General features: G+C 70.7%; 19 protein-coding genes. 13 read left to right on the top strand and 6 right to left on the bottom strand.

Annotated elements, in window-relative coordinates:
* Positions 1-116 precede the first annotated feature (116 nt).
* Together pyrH and frr are read left to right on the top strand one after the other, a co-directional pair.
* Positions 117-884 carry a UMP kinase gene (pyrH, locus tag FB453_RS00415; RefSeq protein WP_030487501.1) on the top strand — a complete coding sequence of 256 codons (768 nt, stop codon included), beginning with the start codon at positions 117-119 and terminating at the stop codon, positions 882-884.
* Between the two features lie 73 nt (positions 885-957).
* Positions 958-1,515 (top strand): ribosome recycling factor, encoded by a 558-nt coding sequence (gene frr / locus FB453_RS00410; RefSeq protein ID WP_088946658.1) that lies wholly within the window; start codon positions 958-960, stop codon positions 1,513-1,515.
* 52 nt (positions 1,516-1,567) lie between these two features.
* On the opposite strand, the gene FB453_RS00405 is transcribed toward frr, so the two are convergent.
* The gene (locus tag FB453_RS00405) at positions 1,568-2,014 is read right to left on the bottom strand and encodes a hypothetical protein (RefSeq protein ID WP_145786733.1); all 447 of its coding nucleotides are present in this window, start codon (positions 2,012-2,014) and stop codon (positions 1,568-1,570) included.
* 381 nt (positions 2,015-2,395) lie between these two features.
* On the opposite strand from FB453_RS00405, the gene FB453_RS00400 reads away from it, so the two are divergent.
* The 3 genes from FB453_RS00400 to FB453_RS00390 all read left to right on the top strand — a co-directional run bounded on the left by FB453_RS00400 (position 2,396) and on the right by FB453_RS00390 (position 6,241).
* A complete protein-coding gene (locus tag FB453_RS00400) occupies positions 2,396-3,784 on the top strand; it encodes a phosphatidate cytidylyltransferase (protein ID WP_145786731.1) in 1,389 nt (462 codons plus the stop codon).
* Positions 3,785-3,888: 104 nt separating this feature from the next.
* Entirely contained in the window at positions 3,889-5,046 is a 1,158-nt protein-coding gene (rlmN, locus tag FB453_RS00395; RefSeq protein ID WP_091400305.1) for a dual-specificity RNA methyltransferase RlmN, read from the top strand.
* Between the two features lie 31 nt (positions 5,047-5,077).
* Positions 5,078-6,241, top strand: coding sequence for a DivIVA domain-containing protein (locus FB453_RS00390; protein WP_112605939.1), 1,164 nt, complete (start codon positions 5,078-5,080; stop codon positions 6,239-6,241).
* A gap of 87 nt (positions 6,242-6,328) precedes the next feature.
* On the opposite strand, the gene FB453_RS00385 is transcribed toward FB453_RS00390, so the two are convergent.
* Entirely contained in the window at positions 6,329-6,550 is a 222-nt protein-coding gene (locus FB453_RS00385) for a DUF2631 domain-containing protein (protein ID WP_036412111.1), read from the bottom strand.
* Positions 6,551-6,748: 198 nt separating this feature from the next.
* On the opposite strand from FB453_RS00385, the gene FB453_RS00380 reads away from it, so the two are divergent.
* Positions 6,749-8,329 carry a Rieske 2Fe-2S domain-containing protein gene (locus FB453_RS00380; protein ID WP_145786729.1) on the top strand — a complete coding sequence of 527 codons (1,581 nt, stop codon included), beginning with the start codon at positions 6,749-6,751 and terminating at the stop codon, positions 8,327-8,329.
* Between the two features lie 186 nt (positions 8,330-8,515).
* Positions 8,516-9,160, top strand: a complete 645-nt coding sequence (locus FB453_RS00375) for a TMEM175 family protein (RefSeq protein WP_186718040.1) — start codon at positions 8,516-8,518, stop codon at positions 9,158-9,160.
* On the opposite strand, the gene FB453_RS00370 is transcribed toward FB453_RS00375, so the two are convergent.
* From FB453_RS00370 to FB453_RS00360, 3 genes are all read right to left on the bottom strand, one after another.
* The gene (locus FB453_RS00370) at positions 9,149-10,744 is read right to left on the bottom strand and encodes a phytoene desaturase family protein (RefSeq protein WP_145786725.1); all 1,596 of its coding nucleotides are present in this window, start codon (positions 10,742-10,744) and stop codon (positions 9,149-9,151) included. The genes FB453_RS00375 and FB453_RS00370 overlap by 12 nt on opposite strands.
* Positions 10,745-10,899: 155 nt before the next feature.
* Entirely contained in the window at positions 10,900-12,765 is a 1,866-nt protein-coding gene (locus FB453_RS00365; RefSeq protein WP_486480117.1) for a sensor histidine kinase, read from the bottom strand.
* A complete protein-coding gene (locus FB453_RS00360; RefSeq protein WP_186717973.1) occupies positions 12,755-13,450 on the bottom strand; it encodes a response regulator transcription factor in 696 nt (231 codons plus the stop codon). Before FB453_RS00360 ends, FB453_RS00365 begins: the two co-directional genes overlap by 11 nt.
* Positions 13,451-13,563: 113 nt before the next feature.
* On the opposite strand from FB453_RS00360, the gene FB453_RS00355 reads away from it, so the two are divergent.
* From FB453_RS00355 to FB453_RS00340, 4 genes are read left to right on the top strand one after another with little or no spacing between them, the layout of a single operon-like run.
* Complete coding sequence (locus FB453_RS00355; protein ID WP_145786723.1) at positions 13,564-14,178, top strand: hypothetical protein; 615 nt, start codon at positions 13,564-13,566, stop codon at positions 14,176-14,178.
* Positions 14,165-15,298, top strand: coding sequence for an efflux RND transporter periplasmic adaptor subunit (locus FB453_RS00350; protein WP_222431296.1), 1,134 nt, complete (start codon positions 14,165-14,167; stop codon positions 15,296-15,298). Before FB453_RS00355 ends, FB453_RS00350 begins: the two co-directional genes overlap by 14 nt.
* A complete protein-coding gene (locus FB453_RS00345) occupies positions 15,298-15,987 on the top strand; it encodes an ABC transporter ATP-binding protein (protein ID WP_220090622.1) in 690 nt (229 codons plus the stop codon). Before FB453_RS00350 ends, FB453_RS00345 begins: the two co-directional genes overlap by 1 nt.
* Positions 15,984-17,174, top strand: coding sequence for an ABC transporter permease (locus FB453_RS00340; protein ID WP_145786721.1), 1,191 nt, complete (start codon positions 15,984-15,986; stop codon positions 17,172-17,174). Before FB453_RS00345 ends, FB453_RS00340 begins: the two co-directional genes overlap by 4 nt.
* A 72-nt stretch (positions 17,175-17,246) precedes the next feature.
* On the opposite strand, the gene FB453_RS00335 is transcribed toward FB453_RS00340, so the two are convergent.
* On the bottom strand, positions 17,247-18,089 hold the full coding sequence (locus FB453_RS00335; RefSeq protein WP_145786719.1) for a YhjD/YihY/BrkB family envelope integrity protein: 843 nt from the start codon (positions 18,087-18,089) through the stop codon (positions 17,247-17,249).
* 51 nt (positions 18,090-18,140) lie between these two features.
* Here FB453_RS00335 and FB453_RS00330 point away from each other — a divergent pair, with 51 nt between their 5' ends.
* Together FB453_RS00330 and FB453_RS00325 are read left to right on the top strand one after the other, a co-directional pair.
* Positions 18,141-18,692, top strand: a complete 552-nt coding sequence (locus tag FB453_RS00330; RefSeq protein ID WP_145786717.1) for a GNAT family N-acetyltransferase — start codon at positions 18,141-18,143, stop codon at positions 18,690-18,692.
* Positions 18,693-19,142: 450 nt separating this feature from the next.
* On the top strand, positions 19,143-23,114 hold the full coding sequence (locus FB453_RS00325) for a CARDB domain-containing protein (RefSeq protein WP_145786716.1): 3,972 nt from the start codon (positions 19,143-19,145) through the stop codon (positions 23,112-23,114).
* Positions 23,115-23,127 lie beyond the last annotated feature (13 nt).

Genomic DNA, 23,127 nt, shown 5'->3' with positions numbered 1-23,127 from the left:
GAGGAGGCCGCCGGTGTACGTGACAGGCACCGCGGCCTCCTCGTCACATAGGGTCGGCAGCGGCAGGTTCGCGGTACGCGCCGCACGGGGCGTGCGCGTGGGGAAGGGCGGGGCGGATGACGCAGGTTGTGAGTGACCGGACGCTGGAGCTGGACGATCCGACGGCACCGCCGCCGGGGCGTGCCCGCCGGGTGGTGCTGAAGCTCTCCGGTGAGGTCTTCGGTGGCGGCGCGATCGGCGTCGACCCGGACGTCGTCCAGGCCATCGCCCGGCAGATCGCCACAGTGGTCCGCCGCGGCGTGCAGGTCTCCGTGGTGGTCGGCGGAGGCAACTTCTTCCGCGGCGCGGAGCTGCAGAAGCGTGGAATGGACCGGGCCCGCGCCGACTACATGGGCATGCTCGGCACCGTGATGAACTGCCTCGCGCTCCAGGACTTCCTGGAGAAGGAGGGCATCGAGACCCGGGTGCAGAGCGCCATCACGATGGCCCAGGTCGCCGAGCCGTACATCCCGCTGCGGGCCATCCGGCACCTGGAGAAGGGCCGCGTGGTCATCTTCGGCGCAGGTGCCGGAATGCCGTACTTCTCCACTGACACGGTGGCCGCCCAGCGGGCGCTGGAGATCCGGGCCGACGTGGTGCTGATGAGCAAGAACGGCGTGGACGGCGTCTACACCGCCGACCCGCGGATCGACCCCACCGCCAGTAAGCTCGACTCGATCACCTTCTCCGAGGCGCTGCGCCGCAACCTGCGGGTGGCCGACGCGGCAGCGTTCAGCCTCTGCATGGAGAACGGCCTGCCGATGCTGGTCTTTGGCGCGCAGGGTGACGACACCATCATCCGCGCGGTGGGTGGCGACAAGATCGGCACCCTGATCACCGCCTGAGTCCCGCCGACGGCGACGGTCTGACGACTTTCAGCAGAGCCCACCACGAGTACAGAAGGAGGCGAGGAGACCGGTGATCGACGACACCCTCCTCGAGGCCGAGGAGAAGATGGAGCGTGCGGTTGAGCACGCCAAGGAGGAGTTCGGCGCCATCCGTACCGGTCGCGCCAACGCCGCCATGTTCTCCAAGGTCATCATTGACTACTACGGCACGCCCACGCCGCTGACGCAGATGGCGTCCATCGCGGTCCCCGAGCCGCGGATGGCCATCATCAAGCCGTACGACAACTCGCAGATCAACGCGATGGAGAAGGCGATCCGCGACTCGGACCTCGGGGTGAACCCGAACAACGAGGGCAACCAGCTGCGCATCCTGCTCCCGCAGATGACCGAGGAACGCCGCCGCGACATGATCAAGGTGGCTCGGCACAAGGGCGAGGAGGCCAAGGTGGCGATCCGCAACGTCCGCCGCCGTGGCAAGGAAGAGCTGGACCGGATCGTCAAGGACGGCGAGGCCGGCGAGGACGACGGTCGCCGCGCCGAGAAGGAACTCGACGACCTGACCCAGCGGTACGTGGCCAGCATCGACGACCTGGTGAAGCACAAGGAAACCGAGCTGCTCGAGGTGTGACCCATGCTTCGAGGCCCGTTCCCGACGTCGGGGACGGGCCTCGTTCCATAGGTCAGCAGGGGATCCAGACGGTCCTGGTGCTCTCGGCGAACTGCTCGCCGGTGTCCCAGTCGCGCAGCGAGAAGTGGGCGGTGGCCCGACCAGGGTGCAGCGCCGGAGCGATCCGGGCGAACGCCATCCCGAGTTCGACGGTGCCGCCGTCGCAGAGGATCTCGCCGGCGCCGTGTCCAGCGGTGGCCCAGAGGGTCGGCAGGCCGTCCTGCACCAGCGAGGCCGACATGAGGACGATGCCGGCCGGGCAGTGCCGGGCGGTGGCGGTGACCCTCGCTGCCGGGTACGTCACTCCCGGCGGCTCAGCGTAGGGCGGCTCGAACGGGAACAGCTCGCTGGTATGGCGGTCGATGGTGATCCTGGTCCGTGCCGTGGTGGCGGCGGCCGGTGACCCTGCTCCCAGGACCATGGCGGCCACCGTCAACACCGCGAGACCGAACTTGTACATGTGAGTGCCCTTCCCCCGTTGCGAAGCGCGGGCTGGCGCCGGCGCGGCACCAGCGGACCACGCCGGGCGGGTTCGGTCAGTACTCGATCGCGCACCGGACGAGTCGGATCGAGGGCTGTGGATTGCCTCCGGTCTGCCGTACCGAACGGGTGGACGTCGCTGGCCGGCGGGCCGGCGGCGCGGGTGGTGTCCGTGGGCGTGCCTCGTCCGCCGTGCCGATCCGGCGTGTGCAGTAGGCTCGGCAGGATTCCCGGCCACCGGGTGGTGAACACCGGGGATCGACCGACCGTCGGGGCGGTCAATCGGAGGAACATCGCACGTGTAGGGGATGCTTGTGGTCTTGCGTCATGTGGTGGATCTCGTGCCGCTTCGCGGTGCGTGATGTCCCACCCCGACCCCTACGGCAGCGAGCCTCGCGGCTGGGACCGGCCGGAGCGCCCGGTGGCGCTGCCCTGGCCGGAGCAGGAGCTGGAGGCCGGCCAGTGGAGCCGCCGTCCGGCTGCCGGCCCTGAGTTGTACGCCGACCCGCACGCGCGGCCGTACGCCGATCCGCACCCAGCGGACCCGTACGACGAGCGTGGCCGCCCGGTCCGCCCGGACGACCGTTTCGACGACCGCGACCGGCACGATCGCTTCGACGACCGGGACCGGCACGTCGACGACCGCAACCAGCCCGACCGGTACGACGACCGGGGTCGCGGTGACCGCTACCCGGATCGACCTCCCGCGGGGGAGGGGCCGCCCGGTTACGACGGTCCGGACCGTGGGCGTTTCGACGAGCCGAGCCGTCTCGACGGCCCTCCCGTCCACTTCGACGACCCGGGGTACCCGACCGAGCAGCTCGCGCCGGTCCGGGCGGAGGTGGTGCCGGACGAGGCTCCGACGACCGGTCGACGGTCGAAGGGGCGACGTCGGGCCAGCCTCGACCGACCGGCCACCCAGCAGGTGGGCACCGGGCGGGCCGGGCGCAACCTTCCCGCGGCGATCGGGGTCGGGCTCGGCCTCGGCGCGCTGATCGTGGTGCCGCTGGCCTTCTATCCGTTGGCCTTCCTGCCGGTGATCGCCGCCGCGGTCGCCATCGGCATCTGGGAGATGGCCCGCGCGGTACGACGCAGCGGTGCACACCCGCCGCTGGTGCCACTGATCGCCGGTGGCGTGTTGACAGTGGGTCTGGCCTGGTACGCCGGCCCGGACGCGCTCAGCCTGGGGCTGCTGGTCACCGTGCTGGGCACCATGATCTGGCGGTTGGGTGACGGGCCGGCCGGCTTCCAGCGGGATCTCACCGCGGCCACCCTGATCGCCGTCTACGTGCCGTTCCTCGCCGGTTTCGCGGCGTTGCTGGCGGCGGCCCCCGGCGATGGGCACTTGCGCATCCTGGCCACGCTGATCGGGGTGGTCCTCTCCGACACCGGTGGGTACGCGGCCGGGGTCTCCTTCGGCCGTCACCCGATGGCCCCGTCGATCAGCCCGAAGAAGTCCTGGGAGGGCTTCGCCGGCTCGGTCACCGCGGCGGCCCTGGGCAGCGCGGTGCTGCTGTGGCTGATGTTCGAGGTGGCCCCCTGGTGGGGCGCGCTGTTCGGGGTGGCCGTCTCCTGCGCGGCGGTCCTCGGCGACCTGGCCGAGTCGATGATCAAGCGGGATCTCGGCGTCAAGGACATGAGTAACCTGCTGCCCGGCCACGGCGGTCTGATGGACCGGCTGGACTCGATCCTGTTCGCGGTGCCGACGGCCTACCTGCTGTTGGCGGTCTTCGTGCCGGTGGTGAGCTGAGGTATGAATCACGGCGACCTGGTTATCCGGCTCCGGCGGTCGCGGCCCGTTCGACACCTCCGGACCGGCAGCCACCGCCGACGGCGTGACACACTGGACCAGCCATGACGAGCCTGCCCTTGATCCCCGCCATCTCGGTCGCCCCCGCCGCGCGCCGGGCCTCCATGCCCCCTCAGCACCTCGCTGACCTGGACCTGGCCGGCCGCCAGGCGTTGGTCACCGGGCTGGGTGAGCCGGCCTTCCGCGCCAAGCAGGTCTCCAACCACTACTTCGGGCGGTTGGTCCGCGACCCGCAGGCGATGACCGATCTGCCCGCTGCGACCCGGGAGCGGCTGGCTGACCAGTTGCTGCCGACGTTGCTCAACCCGGTGCGTGAGCTGGCCTGCGATGACGGCGCGACCCGCAAGGCGCTCTGGCGGCTGCACGACGGTGCGCTGGTCGAGAGCGTGCTGATGGGTTACCCGGACCGGGTGACCGTCTGCATCTCCAGCCAGGCGGGTTGCGGCATGGCCTGTCCGTTCTGCGCGACGGGCCAGGCCGGGCTGACCCGCAACCTGTCGACGGCGGAGATCGTCGACCAGGCGGTGTACATGGCCGGGGTGGCGGCCTCCGGCGTGGTGGCGGGTTCCCCGCCGAGGCTGTCGCGCGTCGTCTTCATGGGCATGGGCGAGCCGCTGGCCAACTACAACCGGGTGATCGCGGCGATCCGTCGGCTGGTCAGCCCGGCTCCGGAGGGGCTCGGCCTGTCCCAGCGGCACATCACCGTTTCCACGGTCGGCCTGGTTCCGGCCATCCACCGACTGGCCAGCGAAGACCTCTCAGTGACCCTTGCGTTGTCGTTGCACGCGCCCGATGATGATCTGCGCGACGAACTCGTGCCGGTAAACCAGCGCTGGAAGGTAGCCGAGGTGCTGGACGCAGCGTGGGACTACGCCGCCCGGACGGGCCGCCGCGTGTCGATCGAGTACGCGATGATCAAGGACGTGAACGACCAGCCGTGGCGAGCCGACCTGCTCGGGCGGCTGCTGGCCGGCAAGTTGGCCCACGTGAACCTCATTCCGCTCAATCCGACGCCGGGCAGCCGCTGGGACGCGAGCCCGAAGCCGGTCGAGCGGGAGTTCGTCCGGCGGTTGCGCGACGCCGGGGTGTCCACCACAGTTCGGGACACCCGAGGTCGCGAGATCGACGGCGCGTGTGGCCAGCTTGCCGCCGCCGAAGACAACGACACCAACACCGACCGCGCCGGAGAGGCACCGGCGTGACCGGGCGTGGCGAACGAGACCAGGAGACATAGTGGCGAGTCAGGGTCAGCGTTTCCGGCGCAAGGCGCTCCGCCGGGGATACAAGGTCGACGAGGTGGATGCCTTCCTCGACCGGGTCGAGGCGACGCTCGACGGCCGACAGGTCGGTGCCCCGGTGGCCTCCCAGGAGGTTCATGACGTCGTCTTCCGGGTCCGCTTCAACGGCTACGACGAGTGGCAGGTCGACCTGCACCTGGACCGGGTCGAGCGGCAGCTGGCCGAGCTGGAGGAGCGCAACAGCGCCGGACGCGGTGGCGACCCCCGGATGGGTGACCGGATGGGCCCACCGGACCGGATGGGTCCGCCGATGCGTGATGACCGGGGCATGGTCCCGCAGCCGATGCCCCCCCGGCCGATGCCCGCGCAGGCTGGCCCGCCCTACGGCCGCTACGACGAGCCGACCGGTGCCTTCGCCGGTGGGTACGACGCCCCCCGCGGCGGTGGTTACGACGCGCCACGTGGCCCGGCCGGCCCCCCGATGGGTCCCGGTGGCCCGATGGGCCCCGGCCCGATGGGTGGCCACGGCATGCCGCAGCGCGGCCTGCCCGCCGGTCCCAGCGGGTACGGCCCCCCGGACGACCAGCGCTCACCCGGTGGCTACGGCCAGGATGATCAGCGCGGCGGGTACGGCCCCGACGACCAGCGCGCGCCCGGCGGTTATCCGCCGCCGCCGGAGGAGCCGCGCTTCGACGGCTTCGAGGCCGGGCGACACGGTCGCGCCGACATGACGGCCGAGATCCGGATGCCGGAGCGGGATCTGCGCGACATGCGCCGTGGTCCGGCCGGTCCGCCTCCGCTGCCGCAGCAGGGCATGGGTGGCCCGCCGATGGCCGGTCCGCCCGCGGTGGCCGGCCCCCCGATGGGTGGCCCGCCGATGGGTGGTCCGCCGATGGCCGGTCCGCCCGGCAGCGACCTGTACCGGGTCGACCAGATCCGTCGTAGCTTCCAGGTGCGCCGGTTCGGCAGCGGGTACGACCCCGACCAGGTGGACCGGTTCTTCGACACCCTGCTCGGTGGCATGCAGCGCCGCAACCCGATGCCGGTCGACCCGAAGGACCTGGACACGCTCCGGTTCGGCCTGGTGCCGGGTGGCTACTTCGAGGCCGAGGTCGACGCCGCGCTCAAGGACGTGCAGGACATCCTCTTCGGGCGCTGACCCCGACGCGATACGGACGAGGGCCCGTCCCCCGGGTGGGGGCGGGCCCTCGGCGTACGTCGGCCGGTCGTCCGGCGGTGGGTCGGGTCAGGAGCGCAGACCGCTGCGCCGCAACACGATGTCGCCGATCACGATGATCAGCAGCAGCGCGGCCAGGCCGATCAGCCAGATGTCCTCGACCCTGCCCTCGTGGTTGCCGCAGATCATCGCCAGCAGCGCCAGTGCGGACAGCACGGCGCCGATCTGCCCGGCCTTGCGGTGCCCGGGCTTGTGCTGGTCTGGCGACGTTACCGGCTCGCTTCCTGCCACTGTCGGTCCTTCCCTCGCGATCGGATCTTTGGTTAGTCTGGCACGCCTCGTACGCGGTGCGGTGGGGTGGGGGTTTCCTGGCCATCGGCCCTGCCCCACACGGGCTGGACGGCACTACCGGCGTCGCGGGGCGGCGGTCAGACTCGCTCCGGTAGCGTTTGGCGTACACCTGATTGTCTGTTTGAGGGGGACTGTGCGGTGCGAGTGACCGGAACCGGGCACGCCAGCATGCGGATCGACACGGCCGCGGGCAGCATCCTGTGCGACCCGTGGGTCAACCCGGCCTACTTCGCGTCGTGGTTCCCGTTCCCGGACAATTCACTGCTGGACTGGGAGAGCCTGGGTCAGGTCGACTACCTGTACGTCTCCCACCTGCACCGGGACCACTTCGACGCGAAGCACCTGCGCGACTTCGTCTCCAAGGACGCCACGGTCCTGCTCCCCGAGTTCCCCACCTCGGAGATGGAGGACGAGTTCCGGGCGCTGGGCTTCACCAAGTTCCTGAAGGCGCCCAACGAGCAGGTGGTGGAGCTGCCGGGCGGCCTGAAGATCATGATTCAGGCGTTGACCAGCCCGACCGACGGGCCGATCGGCGACTCCTCGCTCTGGGTCGAGTACGAGGGTGTGCGGCTGCTCAACCAGAACGACGCCCGCCCCACCGACCTGAGCGTCTTCGCCGAGCTGGGGCACGTGCACGCGCACCTGCTCCAGTTCTCCGGTGCGATCTGGTACCCGATGGTCTACGAACTGCCGCAGGCGGCGAAGACCGCGTTCGGCAAGCAGAAGCGTGACCGGCAGTTCGACCGGACCTGGCGGTACATCGACGACCTGAAGGCGTCGCACGTCTTCCCGATCGCCGGCCCGCCGTGCTTCCTCGACGACGCCCTGTGGCAGTTCAACGACATCCACGGCGACGAGGGCAACATCTTCCCCGACCAGTCCGTCTTTCTGTCGGAGTACGCCAAGGTCGGCGGCACCAACGGGATCGTGCTGCTGCCGGGCAGCGTCGCCGAGGTCACCACCGAGGGCGCGAGCACCACCCACCCAGTGCCGGTGCAGGAGTTCTTCGCGAACAAGGTCGCGCACCTGGAGGAGATGCGGGAGCGCAAGCGCCCGATCATCGAGGCGGAGAAGGCGTCCTGGCGGCACCCCGAGGTGGACGTGCTCGGCGAGATGAAGCGTCGGATCGAGCCGCTGCTCGACGAGTCGATCTACATGGCCAAGGGGGTCGGCGGCCCGGTCCGTTTCGACCTGGTGGGGTATGACGGCGAGAGCGTCGAGTCGATCGTGGTGGACTTCCCCGGCAAGGAGGTCCGGCCGTACGCGGACGAGAAGGTGCGCTACCGGTTCCGGACCGAGCGGTCGCTGATCGAGCACCTGCTCTTCATCGACGAGGTGGACTGGGTCAACTCGCTCTTCCTGTCCTGCCGGTTCTCGGCGGCTCGGATCGGCCAGTACAACGAGTTCGTCTACGCGTTCTTCAAGTGCCTCTCCGAGGAGCGGCTCCAGTACGCCGAGGGCTGGTACGACGAGCACGAACGCAGCACCGACGCCGAGGACATCACGTTGGGCGACTGGGTGGTGCAGCGGCGGTGCCCGCACCTGAAGGCGGACCTGACCCGCTTCGGCATCGTCGACGGTGACCAGCTCACCTGCCAGTTGCACGGCTGGAAGTTCGACCTTCCCTCTGGCCGCTGCCTGACCAGCGTCGGCCACAAGGTGAGAGCCCACCGGGTGGACGCGGAAACCCCCGCCCCCGCCGGCGAGGCCGTGATCTGATCCCGCGTGGTGGGGCGCGCGACGTCGGGCCCGGCCGCACCGGTTCCGCGTTCACGCCGCCCCCGTGTACGCCACGATGCAGTGGTGTGGTGAGAGCCGCAGACCGGCAGCAACCGGGCATGGGGGCGGGTAGTGGCGGGGGCGGACGCGCGCGAGAGCGAGTACCGGTACGGGCGCGGCCGGGAGATGGCCCGGGACGCTAACCGGGTGGAGACGTTCAGCGACGGCGTCTTCGGGGTCGTGCTGACGGTGATGGCGGTCGAGCTGCTCCAGACCGGCCCGGCCAGGGAGAGCGGGCGAGAGCTTCCGGACGCCCTGGCCCACGCCTGGCCGTCCTACCTGGCGTACGTGATCACTTTCGCAATCGCCGGGCAGGTGTGGCTCGCCCACCACAACCTGTGGCGGTACGTGGCCCGGGTCGACCAGATGCTTCTGGTCTTCAACCTGCTCGTGTTGCTCTTCATCGCCACGATCCCGTTCACCGCCGACCTGCTGTCGGACAACCTGCGCGGCAACCCGACCGAGCAGCGGCTGACCGCCGCTCTCTACGTCGGCACCGTGCTTGGTGAGGCGATCTTCGTCAATTTGAGCTGGTGGTGGGCTCGGCGGCGCGGCCTGCTCCATCCCGATCTGGATCCCCGGCTGGCCCGGGCCATCGCCAGGCGGATACTGCTGAAGCCGCTGTTCTACCTGATCGCCTTCGCCATCGTCTTCGTCGACCCCATCCTCAGCCTGTGCGCGTACCTCCTGCTGGTCGGCTTCTACCTGATCGGGGGCGCTGGTGACCTCCGGCCGGCCGGCCGGCCGAGACAGGGCCGGTCAGCGGCCTAGATCGGTGAGGATGCGGCGGGCGGCGTTGTGGCCGGCCGCGCCGATGACGCTGCCGGCCGGGTGGCAGCCGGCGCTGCCGGCGTACACACCGTCGACGCCGGTGGCGTAGGGCATCCGGTCGGTGAACGAGACGGTGTTGTCGACGTGGTGGATGTGCCCGCCGGTGATCCCGAAGTGCTCCTCGATCCCGGGCGGGGGCAGCGGCACCGCGTCGGCGATCAGGTCGGCGGTGCCGGGGGCGTACCGCTCGACGATCCCGATCAGCCGGTCGACGTAGCCGGGCAGCTCCGCGTCCCAGGTGGTGCCGGCCAACTCGTAGGGGACGGACTGGACGAAGAGCGCCGACGAGTGGTGCCCGGCGGCGTCGGACAGCGACGGGTCGACTGTGGTGTGCAGGTACCACTCGATGGTGGGCTCCGCCGGCAGCAGCCCGGCCTGCACGTCCGCCCACATGGCGCGTAGCGCGGTCATCGGCGAAGCCTCCGCCCCGCCGACCAGCGACGCCGACCCGGGCAGCAGGTGGATGGTCGAGCCGAACGGGCTCGGCGTGCCGTCCGGAAGGCAGGAGAAGCGCGGCAGCCCGGTGAGCGCCAGGTTGAGCTTGAGGGTGGTGCCGGGCCGGCGGACCGCCGCCATCCGTTCGCCGAGCCGCGCCGGGAGCGCGCCGTCGGGCAACAGGTCCATCAACCGGTACGGGTCACACGCGCCGAGCACCACAGGGACGGCGACCTCCCGACCGTCGGCCAGCACCACTCCGCTCGCCGCGCCGCCGTCCACTGTCACCGCGTGCACCGGCGTACCGGTCAGGATTGTCGCTCCGGCGGCGCGCGCGGCCTCGGCGAAGGTCCGGGAGACGGTGCCCATCCCACCCTCGGCGATCATCCAGGTGCCGCCGGAGCCGGGCAGCCGGCACATGTTGTGCACCAGGAAGTTGTGGCCGGTGCCGGGGTCGTCCGGGCCGGCGTTGAGCCCGGACAGGCCGTCGGTGACCGCGTACATGCTGACCAGCAGCTCGGAGCGGAACTCGAACCGGGCCAGATAGTCGGCGACAGAGCCCTGCACGAGGTCGACGAAGACCTGGCGCAGCGCCGGGCGGACGTGCCGCTCGGCGGTCTCCTGGACGCTCAGCGGCTCGGCCAGCCAGGCCGGGGCGAGGTCTTCCCGCAGCGCGGCCAGCTCGGCCTGCATGGCGTCGTCGGCGGCCACGTCGGCGGGGGAGAAGAACTCGGCGAGCTGCGCCCGGGTGGCGGCGACGTCACTGCCGAAGAGCAGGTACGGCGAGCCGAGGCCGCCCGGGGTGGGGAGGAAGTAGTGCGGGTCGCGGCGCAGCACCGGAATCCGTACGTCGAGCGTGGCGAGCAGTTCCGGGGGCATCAGCCCGAGCAGGTACGACCCGGTGGAGTGGCGCAACCCCGGCACCTTCGGGAACGGGTTCTCGGTGCGGGTCGCGCCGCCGATCACGTCGGCGGCCTCCAGCACGAGGACGTCCAGGCCGGCCCGGGCCAGCAGGACCGCGGAGACCAGACCGTTGTGCCCGGCACCGACGATCACGACGTCGGCGCGGGCCGGAATCTCACTGCTCATGCCGCGGCAGCCTAGTCCGCCCCACCAGCCCAGGTAACCCCTTCCCCGACCACCCACCCCCACCCCACCCAGCCTGCCCCACACCACCCCCCGTGCCCCCGTTGATCAAGAGGTTTGCGTCACCAGCGGGCCGCCGGATGACGCGAACCTCTTGATCAACTGAGTGGGGCGGGGGCTGGGAGTGGGGGTGGGGGTAGGTGGAGGGTGAAGGTGGAGCCTTGGGCGGGGATGCTGGTGGCGCTGACCGTGCCGCCGTGGGCCTCGGCGAGCTTGCGCACGATGGCGAGGCCCAGGCCGCTGCCGCCGGTCTGCCGGCTCCGGGACTTCTCGGCCCGCCAGAAGCGGTCGAAGACCCGGGGCAGATCCTCGGCGCTGATACCGCTGCCGGTGTCGGTCACCGAGACGATGACCTCGGCGTCGGTCGCGCTGGCGCTGAGCGTCACGCGCCCGCCCGACGGGGTGTGCCGTACCGCGTTCGCGACCAGGTTGCCGACGGCCTGGCGGAGTCGCACCGGGTCGGCGTCCACCTGCGGGTCGGCCTCGGTGCGTACCGTGATGGTGACGCCGACCCGGTCGGCCTGGGCCCGGTGCGCCTCCGCGACCTGGGCGAGCAGGTCGGTGAGGTAAACCTCTTCACGGTGCAGCCGCAGCGCGCCCGCGTCGGCCTCGGCCAGGTCCTGCAGGTCGGTGATCACGTGCTGGAGCACTGTCGCCTCCTCCAGCAGTGAGGAGAGCAGCCGGCGGTCGGGGGCCGCGACGCCGTCCTCGACCGCTTCGAGCCAGCCCCGGATGTTGCTCACCGGCGTACGCATCTCGTGGGCGATGTCGCCGACCATGGCCCGGCGTAGCTGCTCCAGCCGTTCCCGCCGTTCGGCCATGTCGTTGAAGGCCTCGGCCAGCCGGGCGATCTCGTCGCGGCCGGTCACCCGGACCCGGGCGGTGCCGTCGCCGTCGCGCATCCGCTGGGCGGCCCCGGTCAGCGCGTGCAGCGGACGGGTCAGCCGGATGCCGGCGAGGACTGTGAAGCCGATCGTCACCAGCAGGACGAGACCGGCGACCGCGACGATGCGGGTCTGGTTGGCGGGGGACAGGTCGAAGGTGGTCGATGGGCGACCGCCCGGGTCGGTGACGAAGAGGGTCGCGGCCGGGGCGACGTACGGGAGGAGTTGTTCGCGTCGGCTGGTGCCGACGCAGGCACTGATCGCCCGGTTGTGCTCCTGGTCGACGCCGGCCGCGCTGCGGGAGTCGGGTGCGCTGGCCGCCGGCTGCCTCGTCCAGGTCCAGTTCAGGTCCACCTGCACGGCGGGCAGGCGCCGCCGCGCCAGGCAGGTGTTCACCAGGGCGTTGAGCTGGGCGAGTGCCTTGCCCTCGGTGGCCGTACGGGTCGCGAGCTCCTCTCTCGGCTGGCCGCAGACGGCACTGTCGGCGAGGTCGGTGCCCGGGGTGTCGATCCGTGGGCGGCCGGTGGGGCCGTCCACGATGGCCGCGTCGATCTGCGCCCGCGGCCGCAGACACTGGACCGCCGCGGCCGCCTTGTCGCGCAGCGCGGCGCGCTCCTCGGGCGGGAGCAGGTACGGCCCGGTGGTGCGCGGGTCGATACGACTGGTGCCGCCGTCACCGCTGCCCGGCAGTGTGGTGCCGGGCATCAGGGCGGTGTCGACGGCGAGCGCGTCGACGGTCGCGGACGACGTCGTCGGCAACGGGCCCGCGCCGGGGGCCGAGTCCGCGATCGGCGCACCGGTCTCGGTGGTCAGGGCGATCCGCCGGCCGACGTCCTGGGCGAGCGGCCGAAGGGCCGCGTCGACCCCGTCCCAGGTCGGGTGGGTCGCCGCGTACGCGAGCACTGTGTCGTAGATGCGCGCGTCGTCGGCGAGCGCCTGCCCCTGCTCCTGCCGGATCGCCCCGGTGGTGGTGCGGACGGCCAGCCACGCGGTCGCCGCGATCGAGCCGACGGCGATGAGGACGGCCAACGCCAGCAGTCGGAGCAGCAGGCTGCGGCGCAGCGGGACCTCACCCGACACGGGGTGACTCTTCGACCAGCTTGTATCCGATGCCGTACACGGTCACCAACCGGGTTGGCTTGCGCGGGTTCGGCTCGATCTTCCGGCGGAGGTTCATCACGTGCACGTCGACGGTCCGGTTGGTGATGTACCTGTCGAACCCGTGCAGGTAGCCCAGGAGCTGATCCCGGGTGAACGCCCGGGCGGGCTGGGCGGCCATCGCCTGGAGCAGCTGGAACTCACCAGGTGTGCAGTCGACGAGGCGTCCGTCGCTGCGTACCTCGTGGCGCACCGGGTCGACGTGCACCGCGCCGACCCGCAGCACCGGGTCCGACTGCGTCCGTTGGCCCCGGCGCAGCAGGCTGCGGGCCCGGGCGACCAGCTCACGCGGGCTGTACGGCTTCGTCATGTAGTCGTCCGCGCCCAGGTCGAGGCCGAGCAGCAGGTCGTCCTCGGTCGACCGGGCGGTCAGCATGAGCACCGGCAGGTCGGACTCCCGGCGCAGGATGCGACAGACGTCCAGGCCGTCGACCTTGGGCATCATCACGTCGAGGACCAGCAGCGCCGGGGGCCGCTGCCGGATCTGCTCCAGGGCGGCCCGCCCGTCGGCCACCACGACCACCTCGTGTCCCTCGCGTTCCAGATACCGGCGCGCCAGCTCCGCCTGCTTCCGGTCGTCCTCGGCTACCAGCACGTACGCACACACGGCAGCGACTGTACGTGGCCCAGACGGGTTCCAGTACGGCCGTTGAGCTGCGGCTATCGGATGACGACGGGTTTCTTACAGGTCTCTGACACCCGGCCGTGAAGCTGCACGCCATGACCAACTCAACCCATCGCGTCGCCGCCGGGCTCGCCGCGGTCACAGTGCTCGCCGTCGCCCTCACCGGCTGCGGCGGCGGTGCGTCCAGCGCCGACAAGGACGCCGCCAGCGGTGACGTCGCGTCGCTCGTCACCCCGTCCGCCGCGGCGAGCGCCACCCCCGCGGGTGGTGCCGCCAACGGTCGACCGCAGCTACGCCTGGACATGACCGACGAGGAGGAGGAGCGGCTCTGGGGGGCGTACAACATCTGCCTGCATGACAACGGCGTGAAGCTGAACGACGGCCGGTCACAACCCGGCCCGGTGGGCGATGGTACGGGCCTGTCCCTCGACCAGAGCGGGGAGCCGAAGGCGGCGTACGTGGCGTGCGCGAACAAGCTGCCGCTCCAGCCGCCGGAGTTGGACCCGGAGAAGAACCCGAACTACGTGAGCCAGTGGAACGACTACGTCCAGTGCCTGCGTGGACACGGCATGAAGATCCACTCGCTGCCCGACGGCTCCGGCTGGACCTACGACGACGGGGTCGCTGACCCCGCCGGCGGCCTTGAGGGTCCCGCCCTGGCCACTGTCGAAAGGGAATGCACGATGGAGATATTCGGTGCCCAGAAGTAAGCCGACCGACGGTCCTGGTCGGCGGACGACCCGGCGTACCGCGATCGTGGTGGCGGTGGTGACCCTGGTGGTCGCCGTGGGTGCCGGCGTCGGGGCGCTGGCGCTGCGGCGTCACCCCGGCGGTGATGTCGCGAGCGCCCCGCCGCCGGTCACCACGACGACTGTGACCCGGGCCGACCTGTCGGACAGTCGCTCGCTCAACGGGACGCTCGGCTTCGGCCCGGAGCGGTTGGTGAAGGGCGCCGGGGAGGGCCTCGTCACCCGGCTGCCGAAGGTGGGCGACACGGTGGCCCGGGGCAAGCCGCTCTACTGGGTAAACGACCGACCGGTGCCGGTGCTGTTCGGCGGGACCCCGCTCTTCCGCACGCTCGACAAACCCGGACTGGTGGGCAGCGACGTGCGGATTGTGTCGGACAACCTCAGAGCGCTGGGATTCGGCACCGGGTCGCAGCCGTCCCGAGGCAAGGACGGCACGAAGATCGGCACGGGTCAGGCTCTACTCACCGAGTCCCTGGTCGGCGCGATCAAGAAGTGGCAGCAGGCCCTCGGCCTGGAGCCCACCGGCGCGATCGGGGTCGGGCAGGTCGCCGTGTTGACCGGACCGGCCCGGGTCAGCGCGGTGAAGGCGCTGCCCGGTGACCCGGTGGCCGGTGAGCTGCTGGCCGTCACCGAGAAGGTCAAGCTGGTCACCGTGCCGGTCGGGGCCACCGAGGTCGGCACCATCACGGTGGGTGCCGCCGTCGTCATCGCCCTGCCGGACAGCTCCGAGATCCCGGCCACTGTCGTCTCGATCTCGCAGACGGTTCGCGGCGGCGGGTCGGACGGCGGCACCGGGCAGAGCAGCCCGCCAACGGTGGACGTCCTCGTCGCACCGACCCGGGCGGCGGACGTGGCCAAGCTGGACGCGGCCACGGTGCAGGTCCGCTTCACCACCGCCGTCCACAAGGGCGTGCTCGCGGTGCCGGTCGGCGCACTGGTGGCGCTCCGCGAGGGCGGGCATGCGCTGCAACTGCCCGACGGTGGGCTGGTGGCCGTGGAGACCGGGATGTTCGCCCGGGGCCTGGTCGAGGTCAGCGGCACCGGTGTGATCGAGGGCCTCGACGTGGTGACGGCCTCGTGATCGCCGAAGCGGTGCTGAACGTCGAGGGGGTGAGCAGGACGTACCCCGGCGGGGTGACCGCCCTGGACGACGTCTCACTGACCGTGCGGGCGGGCGAGATGCTCGCCATCGTCGGCCCTTCCGGGTCCGGCAAGTCCACGCTGCTGAACATCATGGGCACCCTCGACCTGCCGACCAGCGGTCGGGTACGCGTCGCCGGGCAGGAGGTAACCGCGCTGTCCGACCGTCGGCTCTCCGCGCTGCGGGGCCGCTGGCTCGGTTTCGTCTTCCAGCAGTTCCACCTCACCGACGGGCTGGATGCCGCCGAGAACGTCGCCACCGGCCTGCTCTACGCCGGGGTGCCCCGCCGTCGCCGTCGCCGCACCGCTATCGAAGCGCTGGCCCGGGTCGGCCTGGCGCACCGGGTCGACCACCTGCCGCAGCAGCTCTCCGGCGGGGAGCGGCAGCGGGTGGCGATAGCTCGGGCACTCGTCAACGAGCCTGCGCTGGTGCTGGCCGACGAGCCGACCGGCGCCCTCGACACTGTCAACGGGGAGGCTGTTCTTGCCCTGCTCACAGACCTCAACGCGGAGGGCACCACCATCGCCGTGATCACCCACGACCGCGATCTCGCCGCCCGTACGCCTCGACAGGTGGAGATCCGCGATGGCCGGATCGTCGCCGACACCGTCACCGGGAGCGGGGCATGAGCGCGACCCGGCTCGCCCCGACCGACGTACTCCGGCTCGGTCTGCTCGGCCTGACCACCCGCCGGATGCGGGCCGTCCTCTCCGCCCTGGGCATCTCCATCGGCATTGCCACGTTGGTCGTCGTGGTGGGTATCCCCGCGTCCAGCCAGCGCGACCTGATGGACCAGCTCTCCGCCCTCGGCACCAACCTGCTGCGGGCCGAGCCCGTGCCGGATCAGAACCCGCCAGTCCTCCTGCCCGAGGACGCCGCCGCCATGGCGTCGCGGATCGGGCCGGTTCACACGGCGAGCGCGGTCGCGAACACCCACACCGCCGTGCGCCGCAACGACCTGCTGGACCGGTACGACACGTCCGGGCTCACCGTGCTCGCGTCCCGGCCGGACCTGCTGGGGACTGTCAACGGCCGGATCCGCAGCGGGCGGGCCCTCGACGCCGGCTCGGCCGGGCTGCCGACCGCCGTCCTCGGTTACGTCGCGGCGAGCCGGCTCGGCTTCGCCACTGTGGACCCCCGGCAACCACCCCAGGTGTTCATCGGCGAGCGCTGGTTCACAGTGATCGGCATCCTGGACCCGTTGCCGCTCTCCCCGGATCTCGACCGCTCGGTGCTGGTCGGGTGGGACGCCGCCAAGGCCATGCTCGGCTTCGACGGTCACCCCACTGTCGTCTACCTGCGGGTCAGGGAGGACGCGTTGGAGGACGTCCGTGCCGTGCTGCCGGCCACCCTCAACCCGCAGTTGCCCGGGCTGGTCCAGGTCAGCCGCCCCTCCGACGCGCTCGCCGCGAAACGGGCCACCGAGGACAGCTTCTCCGCGCTGTTCCTCGGGCTGGCCGCGGTCGCCCTGCTGGTCGGTGGGATCGGCGTGGCCAACACGATGGTCATCTCGGTGCTGGAGCGCCGTCGGGAGATCGGCCTGCGCCGGGCGCTCGGCGCGAACCGCGGCCAGATCCGGGTGCAGTTCCTCACTGAGTCGGTGCTGCTCAGCGTGCTCGGCGGCGCCGCCGGGGCGGCGCTGGGGGTGCTCGCCACTGTCGGCTACGCCAGCTACCAGGGCTGGCCGCCCACCATCCCACTGACCGCGGTGGTAGGCGGGATAGTTGGCGCCCTCCTGGTAGGGGTGATTGCCGGCGTCTACCCGTCAATCCGAGCCGCCCGCCTAACCCCCACCGAAGCCCTCTCCACCCCCTAACCCCCTGCCCCACCCCCGGTGATCAAGAGGTTTGCGTCAAGGAGTGCCCTCCCGGTGACGCAAACCTCTTGATCAACCCGGCGGGGTGGGGGTGGGGGTGGTGCGCCAGTGGGAGAGGGCCAGGGTGGCGGAGTAGCCGGCCAGGACGATCACGTGGAACAGGTAGAGCCAGAGGAGGACGGCCACGCCGGCACCTATGTCGTCGAAGCCGCCGAAGGGCACTCCCAGGTCCAGCGGGAGCGAGGCGAAGAGCACGAAGCCGTGCAGGAAGCCGGAGAGGTTCGCCGCGGTGAACGACCCGACCCCGAGGGTGGAGAGCCAGTCCGGTGAGGCCGGCCCGACGACCCGGAACACCCACATCAGCACCGGCGTCAGCACCAGCCAGACCCCCAGGAACGACAGCACCACGCCGAGCACACCGAGCCAACCGCCCTGGCGTACGAGGCGGGTGGTGAGCGGGAGCGCCAGCAGGATCGACAGCAGCAGCGCGGGGGCCGGCGCGAGCAGTGGCAGCAGCAGGAGCCGGCCCCGCCAGCCGACCAGGTGCTCGTCGGAGCGGGACGCGGCCACCGAGACGAACGCCCGGCGCAGGCCCTCGCCGTACAGCGAGGCGGGCAGCAGGGAGGCCAGCGCCAGCAGCGGGGTCAACTCCACCCCGGCGTCGACCAGCGCCTCCACCGCCCGGGGCGCGCCGATCGCTGTGGGCAGGGCCTCCACGGCGTACGAGGTGAGCCGGCGTACCCGGTCGGCCCCGGCCACCAGCGCGGTGAGCCAGATCGCCAGCAGGGCGACCGGCACCACGGCGATCGCCCCGTAGAAGGTGATCGCGGCGGCGTGCAGCGACAGGTCCCGTCCGCGCACCGGACGGAACGCGGCAGTGGTGATTCGTTTCGCGCGCTGCCATCCTTTGCCCATCGGATCCTCCTTCCCTGTCGCCGGGGCCGTCACTCCTTAAGATCGCCGGTCATGACTGTTCTCACCACGGAACGCCTGATCCTGCGCGATTGGACCGACGATCCGGCCGATCTGGCCCGGATCTACGACATCTACTCGCGTCCCGAGGTCAGCCGCTATCTGGGCATGGCGTCGGGTCTGCCGATGACCAACCCGGCCCAGGCCGTCGAGCGGCTGCGGATCTGGCAGGAGCGGCACGCCGACGACGGCGGTCGGTACGGCACCTGGGCGATCGAGGTACGCGAGACGGGTCAGGCGGTGGGCACCGTGTTGCTCAAGCCGCTGCCGGGGCGCGACGAGTCGCGCCGGACCGACGACATCGAGGTGGGCTGGCACCTGCACCCGGACGCGTGGGGCCACGGCTACGCCACCGAGGCGGCCCGCGCGGCGGTGGCCCGGGAGTTCGCCGCTGGTACCCGGGAGATCTACGCGGTCGTGTCGCCGAGCAACGAGCCGTCGATGGCGGTAGCCCGGAGGCTTGGCATGACACATGTCGGTCAGCGCACCGACTGGTATGGCGGGGAGCTACTGGAGACCTTCGTGCTGACCGCACCAGATGCCTGATCGTTCCCGCACGACCTGACGCAAGATCCGTGCAACTTCGGGGAAGGTGTGGCCTCCGGTCGTCGGGAGGCGGCACCTTCCCCGAAATTGTGGGCAGGTCGGGCAGGGCAGTGACCCTCAGGGCAGACAAGTCCGTCAATAGTTACGGTGGTCGAAGTGTTGACGCTCCCGTAGCACGTCAGTAACCTTTGGGCCAAAGTAACGCAAGATTTCGACAAAGAAGTGCACGGTTCTGTGCATGCTCTCGGAAGATTCAACGGGCCTCCTGGGGAGGCCCGTTGATGGTCGTACCCATCTGGTGTTTCCAGGACGAGCGGCGCCCCCGCGCCGCGCGTACCACCCCGTCTCTCCCCACACCGGCCCGCTCGCGTCGGCCGGCGCTGCACCGCCGCACCTCCACCCCCGTGGTCCAGCCACCGCGGCAACCGTCCCCCGACGACAAGGACAGTGATGAGACGAACGAATCTGTTCAGGATGGTGGCGGCCACGGCCGCCGCCGCGCTGATCGCGACGGCCGGGGCGACCGCCCTCGCGAACCCGGCTGCCGCCGCGCGCCCGGCCGACCCGGCCGCCGCACCGAGCACCGGCTTCGCCCCGGCGGCCACCAACCTCGCCCAGGGCCGTCCCACCCAGGAGAGCGGCCACGCCGACGTCTACGACTCGTCGAAGGTCGTCGACGGCAACGCGGGCAGCTACTGGGAGAGCGTCAACAACGCGTTCCCGCAGTGGGTGCAGGTCGATCTCGGCTCATCGCAGAGCGTCAACCAGGTCGTGCTGAAGCTGCCGACCTCCGGTTGGGGAACCCGGACGCAGACGCTGAGCGTGCGGGGCAGCACCAACGGTTCGTCCTTCACCGATCTGGTCGGGTCGCAGACGTACACCTTCAACCCCGCCAGCGGCAGCACCGTCACGATCAACTTCAGCTCGACCTCCACCCGCTACGTCCGGATCACCATCACCGCCAACAGCGGCTGGCCGGCCGGGCAGCTCTCCGAGCTGGAGGTGTACGGCAGCGGTGGCACCACCCCCGACACCACCGCGCCGAGCGTTCCCGGCAACCTGTCCTACACCCAGTCGGGCACCACCATCAGCCTCAACTGGGTCGCGTCGACCGACAACGCGGGCGGCAGCGGCATCGCCGGCTACGACGTCTACCGCAACGGCGCGTTCCTCCAGTCCATTGGCAACGTGACCGCCTTCAACGACACCCAGCCGGCCACGGCGACAGTGTCGTACCACGTCCGGGCCCGCGACGCCGCCGGCAACCTCTCCGGCAACAGCAACACGGTGACCCGTACCGGCAGCGGTGACACCACCGCGCCGAGCGTCCCGGGGACGCTGTCGCACAGCACGTCGGGCAGCACGATCACGCTCAACTGGGGGGCCTCCACCGACTCCGGTGGCAGCGGGCTCGCCGGCTACAACGTCTACCGGGGCGGCAGCCTGATCGCCACGCTCGGCACCGTCCTCACCTACCAGGACACCCAACCGGCGACGGCGACCGTGTCCTACTACGTCCGTGCTCGCGACGGCGCCGGCAACCTCTCCGGCAACAGCAACACCGTCACCCGCACCGGCAGCAACCCGCCAGCCTGCACCAACGTGGCGCAGGGCAAGAGCATGACGGCGAGCGGCTCCACCTTCAGCTTCACCCCTGACAAGGCGAACGACGGGCAGCTCACCACCTACTGGGAGGGTGTGGCGAGCTACCCGCAGAACCTGACCGTGGCGCTGGGCGCGAATCACTCCATCTCCGGTGTCACTGTGAAGCTCAACCCGGACCCGGCCTGGGGCACCCGTACCCAGACCATCCAGGTGCTCGGTCGCGACCAGGCGTCGTCCTCGTACACCAGTCTGGTGTCGGCGGCGGCCTACCAGTTCGCCCAGGGCAGCAACGTGGTGACCATCCCGGTCACCGCGACCACCGCGGACGTGCAGTTGCGGTTCACCGGCAACACCGGTGCCCCGTCCGGCCAGGTGGCCGAGCTTGAGGTGTGCGGCACCCCGGCACCCAACCCGGATCTGGTCGTCAGCTCGGTGACCTGGTCGCCCACGTCGCCCAGTGAGGTCTCCCCGGTCACCCTCTCGGCAGTGGTGCAGAACATCGGGTCGGCCGCCGCCGGTGCGACCACTGTGAACTTCAGCCTCGCCGGCGCGGTCGTCGGCAGCGCCTCGGTGGGCACGCTCGCCGCAGGCGCCTCGACCACCGTGTCGTTCAACGCGGGTACGCGGCCGATGGGCAGCTACGCCGTCTCGGCGGTGGTCGACCCGGCGAACACGATCGTCGAGCAGAACAACGGCAACAACAGCTTCACGGCCGCGTCGCCGCTGGTGGTGGCGCAGGCCCCGGGCCCCGACCTCCAGGTGCTCAGCATCGCCTCGAACCCGCCGAACCCGGCCGTCGGGGCGTCCGTCACCTTCACCGTGACGGTTCGCAACCGGGGCACCACCGCGACCGGCGCGGCCACTGTCACCCGGCTGGTGGCGGGCAGCACCACGCTCAACACCAACACCGCCTCGATCGCCGCCGGCGCGACGGTCACAGTGGCCGTCAGCGGTAGCTGGACCGCCACCAGCGGCGGCGCCACCATCACCGCCACCGCCGACGCCACAAACGTGGTCGCCGAGACCAACGAGACCAACAACGCGTTCAGTCAGTCGATAGTGGTCGGTCGTGGGGCCGCCGTCCCGTACGTCTCCTACGAGGCGGAGGCCGGCCGTTACCAGGGCACGCTGCTGGAGGCCGACCCGCCGCGCACCTTCGGGCACACCAACTTCGCCAGCGAGTCCTCGGGCCGCAAGTCGGTACGACTCAGCAGCACCGGTCAGTTCGTCGAGTTCACCTCGGCCAACCAGGCCAACTCCATAGTGGTGCGTAACTCCATCCCGGACGCGCCCGGTGGTGGCGGCATCGAGGCGACCATCAGCCTCTACGTCAACGACGTCTTCTCCCGGAAGTTGACAGTGTCGTCGAAGCACAGCTGGCTCTACGGCAACACCGACGGGCCGGAGGCGCTGACCAACACCCCGCAGGCCGACGCCCGACGGCTCTTCGACGAGTCGAACGCGCTGCTGGCCCAGTCGTACCCGGCCGGCACCCGGTTCAAGTTGCAGCGCGACTCGGGTGACACCGCCTCCTTCTACGTCATCGACATGATCGATCTGGAGCAGGTGGCGCCGGCGGCGAGCCAGCCGGCCGGTTGCACCTCGATCACCTCGTACGGTGCCGTCGCGAACGACGGGATCGACGACACCGCCGCCATCCAGCGTGCGGTGACCGACGACCAGAACGGTGTCATCAGCTGCGTCTGGATCCCCGCCGGGCAGTGGCGGCAGGAGCAGAAGATCCTGACCGACGACCCTCTGAACCGGGGCACGCACAACCAGGTCGGCATCAGCAACGTCACCATCCGGGGTGCCGGCATGTGGCACTCGCAGCTCTACACGCTGACCGAGCCGCAGAACGTGGTGGGCGGCATCAACCACCCGCACGAGGGCAACTTCGGCTTCGACATCGACAAGAACACCCAGATCTCCGACATCGCCATCTTCGGCTCCGGCCGGATCCGGGGCGGTGACGGCAACGCCGAGGGTGGTGTGGGTCTGAACGGTCGCTTCGGCACCGGCACGAAGATCAGCAACGTCTGGATCGAGCACGCCAACGTGGGCGCCTGGGTGGGCCGCGACTACGACAACATCCCCGACCTGTGGGGGCCGGCCGACGGGCTGGAGTTCACCGGCATGCGGATCCGCAACACGTACGCCGACGGCATCAACTTCAGCAACGGCACGCGTAACTCGCGGGTGTTCAACTCGTCGTTCCGCACCACCGGCGACGACGCGCTCGCGGTCTGGGCCAACCCGTACGTGAAGGACCGCAACGTCGACATCGCCCACGACAACCACTTCGTCAACAACACCATCCAGCTGCCCTGGCGGGCCAACGGCATCGCCATCTACGGCGGCTACGACAACTCGATCGAGAACAACCTGATCTACGACACGGCGAACTACCCGGGCATCATGCTGGCGACCGACCACGACCCGCTGCCGTTCTCCGGGACAACGCTGATCGCCAACAACGGGCTCTACCGCACCGGCGGTGCCTTCTGGAACGAGGACCAGGAGTTCGGTGCCATCACGATCTTCCCGGCCACTCGGGACATCGTCGGGGTCACGATCCGCGACACCGACATCATCGATTCGACGTACGACGGCATCCAATTCAAGAACGGTGGCGGCAACATACCGAACCTCGCCATCACCAACGTCCGGATCGACAAGTCGAACAATGGTGCCGGCATCCTCGCGATGAGCGGCGCGCGCGGCAACGCCAACCTGACGAACGTGACAATCACCAACTCGGCCGACGGCAACATCGTCATCCAGCCCGGCTCCCAGTTCGTCATCAACGGCGGCTAACCCTCCGCTCGCG

This window comes from Micromonospora sp. CNZ322 (assembly GCF_007827755.1).
This window is presented reverse-complemented; position numbering and strand designations above follow the sequence as displayed.

Coding starts and splice junctions, on each gene's coding strand:
- pyrH (WP_030487501.1), top strand. CDS start 117: ATGACGCAGGTTGTGAGTGACCGGACGCTGGAGCTGGACGATCCGACG.
- FB453_RS00405 (WP_145786733.1), bottom strand. CDS start 2,014: ATGTACAAGTTCGGTCTCGCGGTGTTGACGGTGGCCGCCATGGTCCTG.
- FB453_RS00400 (WP_145786731.1), top strand. CDS start 2,396: ATGTCCCACCCCGACCCCTACGGCAGCGAGCCTCGCGGCTGGGACCGG.
- rlmN (WP_091400305.1), top strand. CDS start 3,889: ATGACGAGCCTGCCCTTGATCCCCGCCATCTCGGTCGCCCCCGCCGCG.
- FB453_RS00375 (WP_186718040.1), top strand. CDS start 8,516: ATGGCCCGGGACGCTAACCGGGTGGAGACGTTCAGCGACGGCGTCTTC.
- FB453_RS00370 (WP_145786725.1), bottom strand. CDS start 10,744: ATGAGCAGTGAGATTCCGGCCCGCGCCGACGTCGTGATCGTCGGTGCC.
- FB453_RS00355 (WP_145786723.1), top strand. CDS start 13,564: ATGACCAACTCAACCCATCGCGTCGCCGCCGGGCTCGCCGCGGTCACA.
- FB453_RS00340 (WP_145786721.1), top strand. CDS start 15,984: ATGAGCGCGACCCGGCTCGCCCCGACCGACGTACTCCGGCTCGGTCTG.
- FB453_RS00335 (WP_145786719.1), bottom strand. CDS start 18,089: ATGGGCAAAGGATGGCAGCGCGCGAAACGAATCACCACTGCCGCGTTC.
- FB453_RS00330 (WP_145786717.1), top strand. CDS start 18,141: ATGACTGTTCTCACCACGGAACGCCTGATCCTGCGCGATTGGACCGAC.
- FB453_RS00325 (WP_145786716.1), top strand. CDS start 19,143: ATGAGACGAACGAATCTGTTCAGGATGGTGGCGGCCACGGCCGCCGCC.